Annotated in this window: 14 protein-coding genes; 6 read left to right on the top strand and 8 right to left on the bottom strand. The window is 38.8% G+C overall.

From position 1 onward, the window contains the following. Nucleotides 1-239 precede the first annotated feature (239 nt). Entirely contained in the window at nucleotides 240-1,040 is an 801-nt protein-coding gene (locus ACEW8U_RS15295; RefSeq protein ID WP_373522921.1) for a tetratricopeptide repeat protein, read from the top strand. 457 nt (nucleotides 1,041-1,497) lie between these two features. Here ACEW8U_RS15295 and ACEW8U_RS15290 read toward each other — a convergent pair whose 3' ends face one another. Then, complete coding sequence (locus ACEW8U_RS15290) at nucleotides 1,498-2,397, bottom strand: RimK family alpha-L-glutamate ligase (protein WP_373522920.1); 900 nt, start codon at nucleotides 2,395-2,397, stop codon at nucleotides 1,498-1,500. An 89-nt stretch (nucleotides 2,398-2,486) separates the two neighbouring features. On the opposite strand from ACEW8U_RS15290, the gene ACEW8U_RS15285 reads away from it, so the two are divergent. After that, a complete protein-coding gene (locus tag ACEW8U_RS15285; protein ID WP_373522919.1) occupies nucleotides 2,487-3,239 on the top strand; it encodes a polyprenol monophosphomannose synthase in 753 nt (250 codons plus the stop codon). On the opposite strand, the gene ACEW8U_RS15280 is transcribed toward ACEW8U_RS15285, so the two are convergent. Next, nucleotides 3,217-4,434: an ABC transporter permease gene (locus ACEW8U_RS15280; RefSeq protein WP_373522918.1), complete on the bottom strand. Its 1,218-nt coding sequence runs from the start codon at nucleotides 4,432-4,434 to the stop codon at nucleotides 3,217-3,219. The two genes, ACEW8U_RS15285 and ACEW8U_RS15280, sit on opposite strands and share 23 nt — an antisense overlap. 41 nt (nucleotides 4,435-4,475) lie before the next feature. On the opposite strand from ACEW8U_RS15280, the gene ACEW8U_RS15275 reads away from it, so the two are divergent. Further along, nucleotides 4,476-5,675, top strand: coding sequence for an exo-beta-N-acetylmuramidase NamZ domain-containing protein (locus ACEW8U_RS15275; protein ID WP_373522917.1), 1,200 nt, complete (start codon nucleotides 4,476-4,478; stop codon nucleotides 5,673-5,675). Between the two features lie 98 nt (nucleotides 5,676-5,773). Next, on the top strand, nucleotides 5,774-6,295 hold the full coding sequence (locus tag ACEW8U_RS15270) for a lipocalin-like domain-containing protein (RefSeq protein WP_373522916.1): 522 nt from the start codon (nucleotides 5,774-5,776) through the stop codon (nucleotides 6,293-6,295). A gap of 253 nt (nucleotides 6,296-6,548) precedes the next feature. On the opposite strand, the gene ACEW8U_RS15265 is transcribed toward ACEW8U_RS15270, so the two are convergent. The 3 genes from ACEW8U_RS15265 to tnpA all read right to left on the bottom strand — a co-directional run bounded on the left by ACEW8U_RS15265 (nucleotide 6,549) and on the right by tnpA (nucleotide 11,913). Beyond that, the gene (locus ACEW8U_RS15265; RefSeq protein WP_373522915.1) at nucleotides 6,549-7,394 is read right to left on the bottom strand and encodes a PIG-L deacetylase family protein; all 846 of its coding nucleotides are present in this window, start codon (nucleotides 7,392-7,394) and stop codon (nucleotides 6,549-6,551) included. Continuing rightward, the gene (locus ACEW8U_RS15260) at nucleotides 7,394-10,804 is read right to left on the bottom strand and encodes a HEAT repeat domain-containing protein (RefSeq protein ID WP_373522922.1); all 3,411 of its coding nucleotides are present in this window, start codon (nucleotides 10,802-10,804) and stop codon (nucleotides 7,394-7,396) included. Before ACEW8U_RS15260 ends, ACEW8U_RS15265 begins: the two co-directional genes overlap by 1 nt. 662 nt (nucleotides 10,805-11,466) lie before the next feature. Then, a complete protein-coding gene (gene tnpA, locus ACEW8U_RS15255) occupies nucleotides 11,467-11,913 on the bottom strand; it encodes an IS200/IS605 family transposase (RefSeq protein ID WP_373522914.1) in 447 nt (148 codons plus the stop codon). 322 nt (nucleotides 11,914-12,235) lie between these two features. Here tnpA and ACEW8U_RS15250 point away from each other — a divergent pair, with 322 nt between their 5' ends. Further along, nucleotides 12,236-12,424 carry a hypothetical protein gene (locus ACEW8U_RS15250; RefSeq protein WP_373522913.1) on the top strand — a complete coding sequence of 63 codons (189 nt, stop codon included), beginning with the start codon at nucleotides 12,236-12,238 and terminating at the stop codon, nucleotides 12,422-12,424. A gap of 353 nt (nucleotides 12,425-12,777) precedes the next feature. After that, nucleotides 12,778-13,881 (top strand): alanine racemase, encoded by a 1,104-nt coding sequence (locus tag ACEW8U_RS15245; RefSeq protein ID WP_373522912.1) that lies wholly within the window; start codon nucleotides 12,778-12,780, stop codon nucleotides 13,879-13,881. On the opposite strand, the gene ACEW8U_RS15240 is transcribed toward ACEW8U_RS15245, so the two are convergent. Genes ACEW8U_RS15240 through ACEW8U_RS15230 form a run of 3 tightly spaced genes read right to left on the bottom strand, consistent with a single transcriptional unit; the run spans nucleotide 13,871 to nucleotide 17,151 of the window. After that, nucleotides 13,871-14,338, bottom strand: a complete 468-nt coding sequence (locus ACEW8U_RS15240) for a hypothetical protein (RefSeq protein WP_373522911.1) — start codon at nucleotides 14,336-14,338, stop codon at nucleotides 13,871-13,873. The genes ACEW8U_RS15245 and ACEW8U_RS15240 overlap by 11 nt on opposite strands. Nucleotides 14,339-14,361: 23 nt before the next feature. Then, nucleotides 14,362-15,186, bottom strand: a complete 825-nt coding sequence (locus tag ACEW8U_RS15235; RefSeq protein ID WP_373522910.1) for a DUF2490 domain-containing protein — start codon at nucleotides 15,184-15,186, stop codon at nucleotides 14,362-14,364. Between the two features lie 12 nt (nucleotides 15,187-15,198). Then, nucleotides 15,199-17,151, bottom strand: a complete 1,953-nt coding sequence (locus ACEW8U_RS15230) for a hypothetical protein (RefSeq protein WP_373522909.1) — start codon at nucleotides 17,149-17,151, stop codon at nucleotides 15,199-15,201. Between the last annotated feature and the right edge of the window lie 100 nt (nucleotides 17,152-17,251).

Genomic DNA, 17,251 nt, shown 5'->3' with positions numbered 1-17,251 from the left:
GCATGCGTTCAGTGAGCCGTTTCAGTAGGTAGTTTTCAATGGGCAGTACGTAGTGTTCAGTTGACGAGAAAGGAAATACTGACAGTTGTCGGATAGGAGTTATTGTATAGCCTATTGAAATAGTTTTCTTCTGTCTTCCGTCTCCCGTCTTCTGTCTCGAAAATGATAACGATTAATTTTATATTAAAAACATAGTAGATAACTTGGGTATTTGCAATTATTTTATTAGTTTTGAAAGAATGCAATTAATAACTATGCGCTTTGTTTTCTACATATGTCTGCTTTTTTTGCTGCCCTCCTGCTTTGGTAGTTTTTCGGAAGGTGAAATGTATTTCCATCAGGGTGACTACGACAAAGCCGTTTCAGAATTTTCAAAAGCACTTTTTATTAACCTAACAGATGTAAAATCTCTTCATCTCCGGGCAAGATCCTATGAAGAATTAGAGAAGTATGAAGACGCCTTGAAGGATTATAAGGCCATTATTCGTTTTGAACCCCATTACGCACAGGCTTATGCTGGTATTGGGAAAGTCTATTGGAAACAAGAGGATTATAAAAATGCTGAAAAGTACCTTTTATTAGCTGCCAATCAGGATGGGGAAGATTTTGAAATCATCTATCTTTTAGGTAGAGCCATGCTAATGAATAAAAATTACAAAAGTGCAGATGAGTTTTTACAGATTGCCAAAGAAATGAGGCCAAAGGATTCCAAGGTGTATTTCTATCAAGGCATGGCAAGATCCCAAATCGGTGATATCTTAGGTGCAGCCGGTTCATTCAATATGTGTCTCAACTTTGACCCTGACAATCTTACAGCCAAATACAACAGGGGCCTAATTCGTTTGTTGATAGGATATGCAGAATGGGCCATGGAAGATTTTGATGACATTTTGAAAGTCAATCCCAATCATATTGAAGCACTTGCCAGGAGAGGATATGCAAAACTTGCAATCAATGACAATACGGGTTGTAAAGACTTAAAAGAGGCTGCTGGAAAAGGAAGTATTTATGCGCAGATGCATTTGGAACACTGTGAGTAGTTCCTTAAGCTTTTGGAAACTGAAATTGAAATAATAGTTTCCCGTCGTGCTGATCCCGATAGGAGGAGAAGCATCTCACGAGGATCCTGAAATGTAAAATATTCCTTGAATAATACCTTTGGAGTTCCCTCCTACGTATCAATGACATAAATCAGATTAGCAGTCAAACTGTTCTAGGCATAGAAATTATTGCTTGGCTTACCAATCAATGGCCTCCTGCTTTAGCGGGAGGAAAAAAAGAGGCCTATTATCCCCCGGCTTTAGCCAAACATAATCCCCGATCTTATATCCTACTTTTATGTTTTGGCTAAAGCCTTTGGTATTTTGCATTTATTTATGAATGGGCTAAAGCCGCATTCCTATTGATACCAACTATACAAAGATGTCATTACCAATTCTGAACATTTTCAAAATGTTGGGGACTCGGAATGACGAGTAACCTGATGTCAAAAGGTTTTCAAAAAACCCCCAACCTCCATTTCACTGATTCTCTGTAATTGTTTTTGGCAGTTTCAGATGTAAATAGGAATAGATAAGGTTCTATAAGTTCGAGTTCCATCAAATAGAAAACACCCTCAATCCAAACACCATCTACCCTTGCATAAAGCGTGTCTCCAGCAAATTCATTCACTATTTTCTGAATGTAATGTAGTTGTTCATCTAAAGGCCGTACTTGTTGGACTTGACCTCCAAAATAATGTTGCACCCTAAACTCCCCCGACTTGGCACTTTTCAAGACAGCATGAGAAAATTTGCCATTAAAAAACAAATAGGAAAATTCCCCTACCGATGCAATCTCCTCGATGAATGGTTGGACCATATAATCCTCAGATTCCAAAAATAAATCAATGATGGATTTTTGGGTTTTCCAGTTATTCTTTTCAAGTTTCAAAGTATTTTTGGACCCTCCGCTTACAGTAGGCTTGATGACCAAGTGATCTGTATCGAATTGTTGGAAACAAATTTCCAAATCAGGTTCCTTTCCCTTTTCAAGAAAAAATGTCGGCACGATATGAAAACCCTTTTTCTGCACATCCAAAAGGTATTTTTTATCCGAGTTCCACAGAATGGTGTCCAAATCATTGAAAACCTTCAATCCCAGACTTTTGATATAATTACACCAAACCAAAAATTCGGGATACCTATCAAAATAATCCCATGGAGATTTGATCAGCAAGTGAGTGAATTGTGTCCAATCCACTTGAGGATCAGACCATATTTCCAACCTGTAATCCTGGCCTAAATCTTTTAAAATATTTCCCAATACTATGTTTTCATCTTCCGCATTGTAATCAGGATAGCTTCCTTTTGATTCGTAAGTGACTATGGCTACTTTCATCTGTTTTGTTATTCTCATTTTCAAACAATTATATATCAATTTTTGCATTTAATGGACACAAATCTAAAATTACATGCTTTTAATCATATTTTTGGGTTTTGGTTTTTATGAAAAGAGATAAACTGGTCATCATCCCTACCTATAATGAACTGGAAAACATCCAGGACATTGCATTGGCTATCATGGCTTTGGAAGGTGATTTTGAATTGTTGGTAATAGATGACAATTCTCCGGATGGTACTGCAGAGGAAGTGAAGAAATTGAAGCGTGAATTCCCAGATAGGATCCACCTACTGCAGAGACCTGGAAAGCAAGGACTTGGAACAGCCTATTTGGAAGGATTTCAATATGCCCTAATGAGTGGCTACCAATATATTTTTGAAATGGATGCGGATTTCTCCCACAATCCAAAAGACCTAATACGGCTTTATGAAACTTGTTTTCAGGAAAATTATGATCTGGTGATCGGCTCTAGATATATCACCGGAGTCAATGTGGTCAACTGGCCAATGGGAAGGGTTTTGATGTCGTTTTTTGCAAGTAAATATGTTCAGTTCATTACCGGTATGCCCATCAAAGATGCCACAGCCGGTTTTAAATGCTATCGCAGAAATACACTGGAAACTATTGGACTGGATAAAATCAGATTTATCGGATATGCTTTTCAGATTGAAATGAAATTCACGACATGGAAACTGGGCTTCCGAATCAAAGAGATCCCGATCATTTTTACCGACCGGACCAAAGGAATCTCAAAAATGAACACCCACATTTTTAAAGAGGCGGTAATGGGCGTTATTTACATGAAGGTCAGAAGTTGGTTCAAAAAGTACAAACCTAATCAAAACGTATCGCTTTGATCGGTTGGATATTGCTAATCAGCATCGCAGGGATAAACAGAACCATTGTAGTTACCAGCAATACTGAAATATTGAGCAGCAAAAACACAGGCCAATTCCAGGCTATGGGCACAAATGACATATAATAACTTTCCGGGTCAAGAGCAATAAACCGGAATTTTTGTTGCAACAATCCAAAACCCAATCCTATTGCATTTCCAAAAAGTAAGCCCCTGCCAATTATTCTAACCCCGTTCCAGACAAAGATCTTTCTTATCTGTTTGTTTTTGGTTCCAAGCGCTTTCAGTATTCCTATCATCTGCGTCCTTTCCATGATCAAGATAAACAATATGGAAACCATATTAAATGCTGCTACAAAAAGGATCAAACCCAAAAAGATAAAGACATTGTTATTGAGCAAAATCAGCCAATCAAAGATTTCAATGTACTTGTCCGTCACTTTGATCAGCTTGAGATCATAATCCAAAGATTCATAAAGTGGGTCGCTGAATTCATCCAATTTGTTAGGATTGTGGACAAAAACTTCAAAACCCCCGACCTGGTCATCCGTCCAACCATTAAGATTTCTGATAGTTTGAATGTCTCCTATGATGATTTTATCATCAAAATTTTCTAAAAATGTCTCATAAATACCGACAATTTCAAACCTTCGAAAGCGGGGAGGTTCCTGCACAAAATACATGGTAATTCGGTCCCCTAAATCCAATAATAATTTGTCCGCAATCTTTTTGCTCAAAATAATTTCATTGCTGGCAATGGAGTCTGAAAACTGAATAAACCTTCCTTTAGTCAAGGATTCTTTAAATCGCAAAGAATCAAAATCGGGCCCCACTCCTTTCATCAATACACCTTCTACTTCTTCATCCCCTTTCAGTAATCCCGGTTTATGGGCATAGACCTGCACATGCCGGATCATTGTATTTTGGGAATATTCTGAATAAAAGTCTGACAATTTGGATGTTGGACTCTCTTCAAATGCATTTCCCGACATAAATTTCTGCACTTGAAAGTGGCCTGTAAAGGAGAATACCTTATCTGAAATTTCATTTTGAAATCCACCCAATATCATAAATGAAATAATTGATATTGCTATGCCAATGGCTACTGAAGCGACCGCTATCCGGTGAATGGTACCCGTAAACCCACCTGTTCGCTTAAAACTGATTCTTTTGGCAATAAAATAGGAAAGGTTCAATGAAGTTTGATTATTTTGGTGGAAATCTAGCGCAAATTAATATGAACTCATTGAAATGTATCATTCTTGTTCTTTTTTTAATACAGACCACAGCATTTTGCAAAAGTCCTGACAAAGAAATTGAAGCCTTGGAGCAGGTGATCGAAGCCCAGATATTGCCAGCAGCAGATCAGCCTGAAGTATATTTACCACTTTTGGAAGGAAAAAGAGTTGGATTGATTGTCAATCAAACTTCAATCCTTACCAGTAAAAACAATATGCATTTGGTGGATTTCCTGATGATGGAGGGGGTGAATGTAGTCAAAGTCTTTGTTCCTGAACATGGCTTCCGTGGAGATGCAGATGCAGGAGAGGTAGTTAACTCTGAAATCGACAAAAGTACAGGCTTGCCTATTATATCCTTATATGGAGACAATAAAAAGCCGTCTGCCTCTACCCTATCTGATGTGGATATTCTGATCTATGACCTTCAGGATGTCGGAGTAAGATTTTATACTTACATCAGTACCATGCACTATGTCATGGAAAGTACCGCAGAAAATAAAAAACCGCTATTGATTTTTGACAGACCCAATCCTAATGGGAATTACGTGGATGGCCCTGTTTTGACAAAAGGCTTTGAAAGCTTTGTGGGTATGCACCCAATTCCGGTAGTTCATGGATTGACGGTAGGAGAATTGGCCCAAATGATCAATGGGGAAGGTTGGCTAAAAGGAAGGGCAAAAAGTGATATTCAGATAATCCCTGTGAAAAACTGGAATCATTCCATACCCTATGGTTTGCAGGTAAAGCCATCTCCAAATTTACCCAATGACACAGCTATAAGGCTGTACCCTTCGCTTTGTTATTTTGAGGGCACAGATGTGTCATTGGGAAGAGGAACCTATTTTCCATTTCAGGTCTATGGCTATCCGGATCCTAAATTCGGAGATTTCACTTTTACTCCTGTCAGCATTGACGGTATGTCAAAAAACCCGCCCCAGAAGGGTAATAAATGCTATGGAAAAGATTTGAGAAATGAACCTTTGGATCATCAATTCACCCTTCAATATCTTTTGGAGGCATATCATATTTCAGGAAAAAAAGAAAAATTCTTCAACAACTTCTTTGACAAACTTGCAGGGAGTGACCAACTCCGAAAAGACATTATAGCTGGTAAATCAGAGGCAGAAATCAAAGCTTCCTGGCAAAAAGACCTGGGAATTTACACAGACTTGAGAAAAAAATATCTTTTATATTAAGAGACAAAAACATTAAAAATATGCTTATTTTTACCTATATCACTTATATTTAGATAATTATTTATCAAACCAATATTTTTAACTTAAACAATTACATCATGCAAAACAACTTTAAATTCCTTTTCATTATCTGTATTGCTGCTTCAATGGCGTTCCTTTCTTCTTGTGGCAAGGACGATGATGGACCAGCAGGCTCCCCTATTGTGGGAACATGGACTTACAATGCAGCTAATTTGACAATTACGGTAAATAATCAGCCTTTAACCACTTTCCTGGTTAGCACTGGGGAATACACTGCTGCTGAAGCTGCTGCCTTTGAGGCATTTATAAAAACAACCATCTTAAATGAGACAGATTTATCAGGCTCTATTACATTCAATGCTGATGGAACTTACCGTGCAGTTGATGGAAGTGATGTAGAAACAGGAACCTATACCCTTACCAACAACGACACAAGGCTATCATTGACTTCTGATGGGGACACTCAAATAGTTGAGGTTAAAGAATTAACCAACAACAGGATGGTTTTGAAATTCTCTGAGGAAGAACCTGTAGACATAGATGATGACGGTGTGGATGAAAATGTTAAATTTGATTTTGAGTTTAATTTTGTTAAATAATTTATTCCCTCTCAAAATTGAATAAAAGGCCCAAGGATATAATTCTTGGGCCTTTTTTATTTATCAAAATAAAAGCCTCGATTCCATTGCTAATGTGGGTGCCACCATTCACAGGCTTATGAGAAGACAGGCGTTACAAACGCCTTACCCAGCGTCACTAAGCTACAAGCTTCCGACAACGGGTTCGCATCTCGACTCTCTCTTCTCGGTTCTTGGCTCTTGATTCTGACTCATCCTTTCTCCTTCATCCTTCTTATTTTGCTTCCCAAAAATACTCCCTATCAAATATCCTGGAATAAATAAATGAAGGCGTCTCTTCCCGGTAAGGCAGTAAATCCCTGAAGACCTCTTGTTGGGTTGCGTGGGCTTCCATCATCTTTACAAAAGTGTCAAAATAAGGCGTGGTCTTCACTGCGAAGTCAGGAACAGGTAAACCTGGCCCAACTTTGGGATAATTCCTTTGGAAACCGGGGGCAATTTTTAAAGCTATCTGAATCTGTTTTGGGGAAAGTGTCAATTGGAAAAGTTTCTTGACAGGAAAACCCTCCTTTTCTCTGTTTTCAAGGAAAACCTCCTCCATTGCCTTTGAAGTCATCACATGGTCAGGATGACCATATAACCCGACCTTACTGTCATAACTAATGACATAATCTGGCTGATGCTTTTCGATCATTTCCAAGGCAAGCTGTTTCAAGTTGTCAAGAGGAATTTCCTTTAAGCCGCTATCAGGAAAATCAAAGAGTTCGAGTTCGGCACCCAATATTGAAGCAACCTCCTTTAATTCTTTTGCTCTTGTTTCCCCTAAATCCTCTCTTTCCACCAGTCCTCCTGTGGGACCTGCTTCCCCTTTAGTCATACAGACAAGAACAAGCCTGTGGCCTGCTTCCTGTAAAGAAAGTAAAGTTCCTCCAACTGCAATTTCGTCATCCGGATGGGAGAAAAAGGTCATGATGGTTTGTGGAGTAGTCTCTTCAATCAATTGCGTTTTGACAGGTATCTCTGTATTATGGAGCATAAATCTACCCCATAGCATCAGACCTGCCAATAAAACAATGGCAATAATAATCACCACCAATAAGACTATCCCAACCTGCTTCATCAATGCTCTTTCAATGTAGAAAGATAACTGACCAAATCACGAATTTCCCTCCTGCTTAAAATCGCTTTCATATCCGGCATGCTTGATGCTGCATCTTTTCGTTCTACCACATTGGTTTTTCGAATCAAGGTGTCAGGTTTCGAACCTTGTTGCAACAACAAATCATTTTGGGATTCTTTGCCCAATATACCACTGACTTTTTGACCATTGTCCAAGTCTAAAGTCACAATGCCAAATCCTGGTGCGACTCGCTTACTGGGATCAATCAATGATTCCAACAATTCTTGCCTGCTGAGTTTGGAAGCTATACCATCCATGGCAGGACCAACATTTCCACCCATATCATCAATGGCATGGCAACGCATGCATTGACCGGTTTGGGATTGTAAAAACAAACTCTTTCCTTTAACCGCATCACCACCATTCAGACTGCTCTGAAAGGAAGCCAATTGGTTTCCTCCCCAAAATGCTGTCTCACTTTTGGCGTATTTTTCTTTCAGCCCTGGGTCGTTTATATTTTCCACTGCTTCAGATAATTCCAGCAAAACATCTGTTTGGATGTTCTTTTTATCCATTTTCGCAATCAATGCACCAAAGCTTTCTTTTGTGGCAGTATATGGCAATTTTCCCAAGGCTACAATCGCGGCTTGCTTTTCTTCGGTAGTTTGCTTTTCAATCACTTCAGCCAGTAATTTAACTTTGAGCTGTACATCCAGGTCCAATTGCTCCAACAAGGTAAGACCTGCAATCCTGACTGATTTTTCCCTATCAGCTAAGGCGAATTCTATACCCTTTGCTGCATTTTCCGAATTCATTTTTGCCAATGCCTGAATGGCCGCAATACGTACGGTACTTGATCTATCCTGTTTGACCGAAGCCAACAATGCCTCTGACCCACTTTCAATACCAAGTTTGCCTAGAGCAATAGCAGAACTTTCACGTAAGGATTCATCTTGCCCCTCCAAAAGATCAACCAAAGGTTTAATTGCTTTTTCCCTGATCAGGTTCGGTTCCCTTGTGATTTCCCCTCTAAACCTTCCATCAACCCTATCCAATACCGAAGGCTTGGTCCAAGTTGACAGGGCATCAATTGCTTCCTTCCTCATTCCAGTTGGTGAAGCAGGGTTTGACATATAAGTGATCAGATTCTGCATGGACTTTTCAGTACCCACTCTCAGGTTGGCATTGATTGCTCTCCTGATCAGAGCTTCATTGGTAAACCAGGTTGTGGTCAATAAATCTCCTAAAGCCGGTAAGGCCGCTTCTATGGAAAAATCATCATTGATCGCTCTTGCAACTTCTGTCACGATATATTCATTCCCATCATTAAGGAATGCTTCTATACCAGAATGCTGCATCCTCCTAAGAGCCAAAACTGCACCGAGTCTAACTGCATTGCTGAAATGATTTGAAAGTGGAATTAAAGACTCAGGATTATTGAATCTGGCCAATGCCAAAGTAGCTGCATGTCTGATATATGCATCCTCATCATTGTTTCTCTCAATGAGCGCAATTAGCGCGGGAGTAGCCGGATCATATCCGATTCTTCCAATTGCCTCTGCAGCAAAAAAATTGACTCTAGGATGTTCATCTACCAAAAGCGCCAATAAATTTGATCCTACATCCTGATACTTGATATCACCCAACCATTTTGCTGCCTGAGCCCTAATTTCCGGATCCTGATCTTTCAGATACGGTACTATAGCTTTGGCATATTTCATATCCACCATTCTGGCCAATTGACTAGTACCAACAATGGCATGGATTCTGGCCAATTGATTTTGCTGTTGTTTTATCACGGATTCAAAAACAGCAGCACCCTTATCTCCTCTTTTGGCCAATTCAAATTGGGCTTTTCTACGAACCCGCAAATCCTCATAAAAAAGATGCTTCTCCAATTCTGATTCAGACTGTTTTTTCATATCCAATCCTAAAAGCCTTTTGGTTTCCACTCTTAAAGCAGAGTTCTTTTCGGATTCATCATCCAACTTCCAAACCCTTCCATAGTTTTTAACACCCCATCCATTGATCCAATCTGCAAGGTACAGCGATCCATCCGGTCCGAAATCCAGCCCTGTCGGTAATACCCCGCCAAGTACCTTTTCTGTTTTTCCCAATTCAAAGGATGCTCCCTTTGGATTCAGGGTGAAGGCATGAATCCCCGAACCTGATGGTGTTCCCACAAATTCAACTACAAAAAAATGGTTTTTCCATTTTGGGCTTAATGCTGTGCCGGGATTGTAAACCATTCCTGTTGGTCCGTTTACATAATTGATGATGGGAGGTGTGATGTAAGCAGCCTGACCTTCATGTCTTGGCTTGTACATGTTCTCATCCATCCAGACTTTGTAGGTATTGTTATTTGGGTCTCTATATTTCCCAAATTGCCAGTTAATCCTCCAACCGGTATCTGACCCATTGACGAGATAAACCAATCTTTCACTTTCTCCTCTATGGTCTCCGTCATTATCGACCGAAATCAGGTTATTGTATTCATCCCAAGTGAATTCATGGGTATTTCTGACCCCCATGGCGAACACTTCAAAATCGGATCCATCAGGGTTTGACCTAACCACTACTCCTCTGTTGGGGTATTTCCATTCTTTGCCTTCCTTATCAGTCCCATTAAAACCTACATCTCCGATTCCCCAATAAATCTTTCCATCTGGGCCGACTTTTGCGCCTGACATACCATGTGCACCAAATCCTATATGAAGGGCATAGCCATGTGAAATGGATTCCTTTTCATCCATTAGGCCATCACCGTTTTTATCTTTCAGTCTCCACATATCCGGTCCTACACCTACAAATAGGTCTCCCTCATGCATCAATACCGCACCCGCCACATCGGTCACCTCCTCATGAAAGTCCGCTACCATCACTTGTGAAAAATCCGCAAGTCCGTCACCATCGGTATCCATTACCTTGTAAATCTGTTCTTTCTGCACCAACATATCCCTCCAATCATGTGAACCATCACCGTTCATATCTTTCAACCATGTATTGTGTTCAGATCTTTCGGGAGACAACTCTTTTCTAAGAAATGCTCTTTTATCCTCTACAGTTTGTAATTTAATTGATTCGATCTCCCAATCCTGATGTCCACGAATGTCAAACTCGGATCCTTTCTGACGGTTGGTCCTGGAGTAATATAAGGTACCTTCATCATCCACCTGAATAGAAATGGGATCAAAAATCAGGGAATCCACTGCCCATAAAGATAGGCTAAGTCCTTCTGCCAGTTTTGGACTGACCATGGATTCAATGGTGGAAGCAAGTGTTTTTACTTCTTCCTTATTCATCTGTTTGATCCGAAGGTCCTCGGGAGATTTTTTGGTACATGAAAACCCAAATGAAATCAATAACAGTATTGCAATTAATTGATTGGGAATACGGGCGATTACTTTCATAAAGTGGTTGTAGGTTATTAGGTTTTTCAATTGGCTCTAAATATACCAAAAAACATAAAAGGAAAAGTAGGGTATTTAGGCCAATGGTGGATTGGGGATTTGGGGAGGGGATATAGGACTCAATGGGGAGGAGTAAAACTTGGAAGTCGGAATGGTGTTGAGTTTAATTCAACCCCTATTAAGTTTGGTTGAGGGAAGGAGGATTATTCAACCCCTATCGAGGTTGTTGAGTGGTTTATCATAAGACCTTCTTCCCACCGGATTGTCATCCGGGGCAAATAACCTTGCGGTATTAAACCCCTGTCGGGGTTGGCCATTGTAGCAATAAAATAATCTTAATAACCCATTTGATTGTCATCCTTGGAAATAGACTTAGAGTATTTTTACCATACTTACTACAAGGCAAACCTGTTGGAATGGCTCCTATTTTATCATTTTGAGTTATTAAAATTCCCTCTTACTGATTATGGTTAACCTTGATTTAACCGAAAATCCCGGAGGGATTAAATCCCTGAAAGGGTAGTTACCCCGGATGACAATCCGGGGCAAAAGCTATGAACTCGACATTACTAAGACCAACCCCGGTAGGGGTTGAATTATTTAGGAAGTTGCGGGGCTTATGGTGGTATTCAAACCCTTCTTGTTAGAATTCCGGTTTGTATTCAGAGGAGATATTTGGGATCAAAAGCGATCCCATGATCTTGAAGCAGTTGAAGGTATTCATCCATAAAACTTACTTTTTTATGATGCTCCTCTTGATTTTTGATGTAATTGACAAGTTTGTCCAAGGAGGAGTAATTATGTGTAAATGCGGCATATCCATCCTGCCAACCTTCAAATCCCCTAAAAAGATTGGTTGACTTTATCATACTGCTGCTGGCAAGTTTGATATCCTTGATTAAACCTGCAAGCGAGAGGGAAGGATGTAAAGAAGTTGCGATATGCAAATGATCCTCAACGCCATCTATCCTGTAAACATGACAGTTTTTGTTTTGTAGGATTCCCATCATATAGTTGAACAATTCCCTTCTAGGTTCTTTTGTCATAATTGGCTTCCTTTTGTAAGGTGTCCAGATGATGTGGTAAACAATTGATGTATGTGTGCTCATAGTTCAAAAATTTATCGGTTGAAAAATAAATTGAGAAAGGAATTTACAAAAGCCTTTTTAAATAGGCCGTAAATTAATCGGATAAGTTTCCGATTATCTTTAGTTCTGGAGATGGGGATAATTCAACCCCTATCGGGGTTGGTAGGGTGGTGACTTGATGACCTTTTCCCCCGGATTGGCATCCGGGGTAAATAACCTGTCGGTATTAAACCCCTGTCGGGGTTGAGGGCGGTGATGACCAGAAGACCATATAACCCTACATCTCAAGCTATCAGGATTATCGGGAAAGTAAATAACCTAGAAGTATTTAATCCTTGGAGGGATGAGGGCAGTGATGACCAGAAGACCATTTATCCCTACATCTCAAGCTATCATGATCATCGGGGAAGTAAAAAACCTAGAGGTATTTAATCCTTGCGGGGTTGGGGGCTGTGATGACCAGAGGACCATATATCCCTACATCTCAAGCTATCAGGATCATCGGGGAAGTAAATTACTTAGAGGTATTTAACCCTTGCGGGGTTTTGGGTTTTTATTTATAGTCATATCTCAAAGATTAATATACTAATGAACATGCTGTATTCAATTTCTATCTTGAGGTGTTTTCCTTCAGCATACATAGAAGATTAAAGTCTTTTATTTGATATCGTATTCGTTGACTTCCAGAAAACCCTCTATTTGGGTAAAGGGTACATTAACCACCAATCCCGACAGGGATTGAATACCGCAAGGTTATTTACCCCGGATGTAAATCCGGGGACTTAAGTGAAGTTATACCTACCTAAAAGCCCAACCCTGAAAGGGTTGAATTATTCACACTATTTTCCCTAATTTTAGGTTTCAAACCATTATAACATTATTTCGATGTCATACTTATCCCAAATCACCTCTCCCACTTTATTATTGGACGAAAAAATATGTAGGAACAACTTGAAAAAAATGGCTTTGAAAGCCAAGTTCCAAGGGAAAAAACTTGTTCCGCATTTTAAGACAGCGCAATCACATTTGGTCGGGGAATGGGCAAAGGAATATGGCATCACGGAAATAACCGTTTCATCCATCAAGATGGCGGATTACTTTTGCGGGCATGGCTGGGAAAATATTCATATCGCTTTTCCCTTTAATCCTCTTGAAACAACGAAAATCAGTAAACTGGCCAAAAACCAATCCTTATCCGTTCAGCTGATCAACGAAGCAGTCACAGAGAAGCTTGCCAATGAACTGCATAACCCTGTAGGCTTTTTTATAGAAATCGATGCAGGATATGGGAGAACGGGAGTGGAAGTTTCTGACTTTGGACTGATCGAAGCCATTTTAAGAAAGGCCAAAAGTACGGATAAACTCAGATTCAAAGGGTTTTATCTTCATCCGGGTCACACTTATTACACCACTGACAAGGTTAAAATCTATGAAGAAAGTCTTGCTGCCCTCAACATGCTCAAAAACAAATACCGCTCTGAATACCCCAAACTGATCACCCGAATCGGGGACACGCCGGGCTGTTCTTTGGTCGAAGATTTCGGGGATGTGGATGAAATCGGGCCAGGCAACTTTGTTTTCTATGATATGATGCAGGTCAATATAGGCAGTTCCAAAAGGGAAGACATCGCTGTGGCACTAGCTGTACCCGTTGTAGATATCAAAAAAGAGAGAAAAGAAATTCTGATCCATGGTGGCGGGGTGCATTTGGCCAAAGATGTGCTTACAGAACCGGATGGAAGCAAAAACTTCGGGGAAGTGGTGATTTTGAATGAAAACGGTTGGACAATTCCTCAGGGCCGCTCCTATCTAAAAAGCATTTCACAGGAACATGGTCTTATTAAGGCCTCTGATGAACTCCTTACCCAAGTAAAAGTGGGTGATCTATTGGGAATTCTGCCTGTTCATAGCTGTATGACTGCAGATTGCATGAAAGGTTATCTTACGATTAATGGGGAGAATGTGGACCATGCGGAGGCTAATTTATAAAATACACAACGCCCAGCTTAAACATCAAATCATTTCTACCCATGGGCTGATATCTGATTTCAGGATTGAGGCCAAGTTCTTCATTTAATTTAATCATTCCTCCTGCTCCAATATTGATAGAATTGAAACTTCTTTTGCCTTCTGGATTGAATTCAAACCTTCTTAAATAATATCCATATCCCAATAAACCATACCATTGTTTTTCTTTTTCCGTGAAATAATATCGGAAGTTCAAATCAAAACCACTTGCTTTTCCTGTAGCAGGAAGAAATATGGTATAACTGGGGACAATTGAAAAGTAATTGAGAGGGAAATATTCCGCGGTAAAATTCATTCCAAAAAACCCTGTAGTCATTGGGACCTCATAGGCATGAATAGCCCTCCATTGCTCTTTATATTGGGCAAAGCTTTCAAGGGAAGACAAAACCAATATGATGATGATAAAGATTTTTTTCATAATTCTTTTATTTCATATTATGATTAAAATTGAAAGTCCCTGGTCAAAGGTCTTCTCCTATCTCTAAAATCAATTGTGTACATCACATTTAATCTGATGATATGCCTGTTTCTATAGGTCGCAGGTATTGGGGTTGGACCATACGTCCACATGTGTCCTCCAAAAAACATGTAATTGTTGTAGGTGTACCCTATGGCAGTATATACCCTGTTTTCTTCAAAAATATCTGTTATATGTCTTCCGGATTCAAAGAAAAATTCATTGGATGGCGCGATGAAAAATGTTTTATTTTCCATTCTGGGCTTGTTCAAAGGTACATAGGCTGTGATTTTATATCTCCACCTATTTGTGAATTGAAATTCAGCCCCAATATTATTAGCTCTTTTAAACCTATGCTCAAACCTAAATTGATGCAAAATTTTAACCGGTCCAACAGCTTGCGTCAATAGCCACTGATGCCAGAATCGTGGTTCCAAAACTGAGTTCAAATAGGCAGGATTCCCCGGATCGGGGGTGAAATTCCAAACCAAAGTTGGACCAAATGTGACTTCAAAGTTATCGGTGAATAAATAAGTGAAGCCGAACCTGTTGTATATTTGACTAATTCTACCCACAAAATCTGATCTATTATCTATACTGTTTCTCCTACGATAATGATTTTCCTGATACCACCACCATTTTTCAGTCATCCTCAATTTGAGATATAATCCATTCCATGATTCAGTTGTGGCAGGCAGACTAATCCTTTCTGTTGGTATAAAATTTTCCTGAGCATTCGCAGGCATAATATTCAAATGTATCAACCCCACAAATACCAATAGAACCAAACACTTATTTAAATCCATCATTTAACTGTAAAATTATAATTCCAAAATAGCCTCGACCCTATTGATGGAAAGTCTCCTGTTCAATTTTCTTTCTACTACTCTTGAGTCAGCTTCTTTCAATTCGGACATTCTTTGGAAAAGTGAATCAATTTTTTCTACCCAATATTTGATCTGAGTATAATCTTCCTCTTTTTGTAGCTGGATCATGTAATATTCAAAAACTCTTTCAGCACTTTCATATAATCGTGGTTTATCTCTTTGGTCATACCGGGTATAGGTAAATGGATTAAATACCTCCTCCATGTACAATTCATCCATCTTATCAAAATTACTGTACAGTTCAGTCAGGTGTTGATATTGGTTTTCCATTTCATTCAATAAATCCAACATTTTCCTGGCAGTTTCTTTCTTCCCATCAAAATTTTCTTCCTTGGCATAGAGTTCATTGAGCCTGTCAAACCCTGTCCCTAGGATATTATCATGAATGGATTGAAGTAATTCCAAAGTTTCAAAAGAATAATCCTCAGCCAACAGGTATTTTTCATCTAATTGATCCCTTCGCTCCTGAATTTGGTTTTGAATATTTCTCAAATCTTCATCCCGTTCAATTTTTGATAACGACCCATCAACATATGATTTGAATTCCATGGTTTTGGCATTCATTTGACTGATATAATCCGAAAGGACCGAATAAAAATTATTTTCAAAATCCCCTACTGTGTAGGTGACCTCCCTGGTTAAGTTCTCTTCTTCAAAAGTGAATGAAATTTCATCTGTCTCTGATAAAATAGTTTTACCATCTTGGACTAAATGATTCAAATCATAATATTGAATTTCCTTAGTTATAATGAGATTCATGATTTCGTCAAAATCTTTCAGTTTTTGATTTTGAAATTGAAAAAATGCATATGCAAAAGAAAGTGTATCGGATTTTTGTCTGTTTAGCATCAATGCATTCCTTTCAGAATAATCCTTTACTGTCGTTTTTAATTGGTCAAACTTCGCTGGAAGCTCTTCTACGATTTTTTGTTGGTTCCTCGTTAATTCGAAAACAAACTTTTTAGTATGGATGGGATAATCGATGACTTCTCCGCTTTGATTAACAAATTTTTCATCATAGCGCATGACATTGGTCAAAAACTCAGTAATGAATTGATTGCCTGACCTTTGGGCTGAAAACTGTGGTGCACCAGATAAAAACCCATCATTAAATTGAATTCCAAATTTTTCTTCAGATACCCGAAAACCTTTATTTTCAATATTGTTAACCTGATTTAATTTCCTGATAGTTTCATAAAAAACCACTTCATCTATCACATCGTCCTTTTCAAGATCCCTTTTGACCAACCCCAGCAAAAACCCATTTTCATAATTTCTTACTTCGTTAATCAAAATACCTTCCTCCTCATATACAAAAGTCCATTCACCATTCATATAACCATTACCCACCAATTCTCCACGAATAAAATGAGTTTTTCCTGAAACAAAAGATTTATACTGGAATTTGCCTCTTATATCTCCATCAAAAAATTGAAGATCTTCTGCTTGTGATTTTTTTGAAAGCTTTCCTTCAGCAAATTCATTTTGTTCAAATGTCCATTTCCCATGAGGATTTCCCTGCAAATAATTGGCCTTCAATTTTATTTGCTGACTTGATAATTCAGAAATCAATTTAAAATCAACGACATCCTTGAATTCTATTTGATGCCTTTCATCTGTGTAATCCCAAAGTCCGGTTTTCTTATCCTGTTCATAGTTGCCTTCAACTTGTGTTTTATAAAAAACTGCTTTGTCCTCAATGTCACGTTCTTTCCTTAAAAATCTAAAATATCCTTGTTTGATAAGAGTTCCTTCCGCACCTTTCACGAATTCAAATGCAGCCTCTCCCTTGAGACCATTAAAAGTATAATCACCTGTAAAGAGTTCTTGCCCCTGAAGTAGTATTGGAGATAGAATAAAAAAGAGAATTAAGAGGTATTTATTCATAATTACAATTTTATCTTTTGATTGTCAGATTAACCATGAAATAATTCATAACTAATCCTGTTTTTGCTAAATCCAGCTTTAAACTTTCCTTTAAATGTGA

Origin of the sequence: Aquiflexum sp., from assembly GCF_041751335.1 — a bacterium.
Taxonomy (GTDB): Bacteria; Bacteroidota; Bacteroidia; order Cytophagales; family Cyclobacteriaceae; genus Aquiflexum.
Note: the sequence above shows the minus strand (reverse complement) of the source record. Positions and strands in the feature narration are given on the sequence as shown.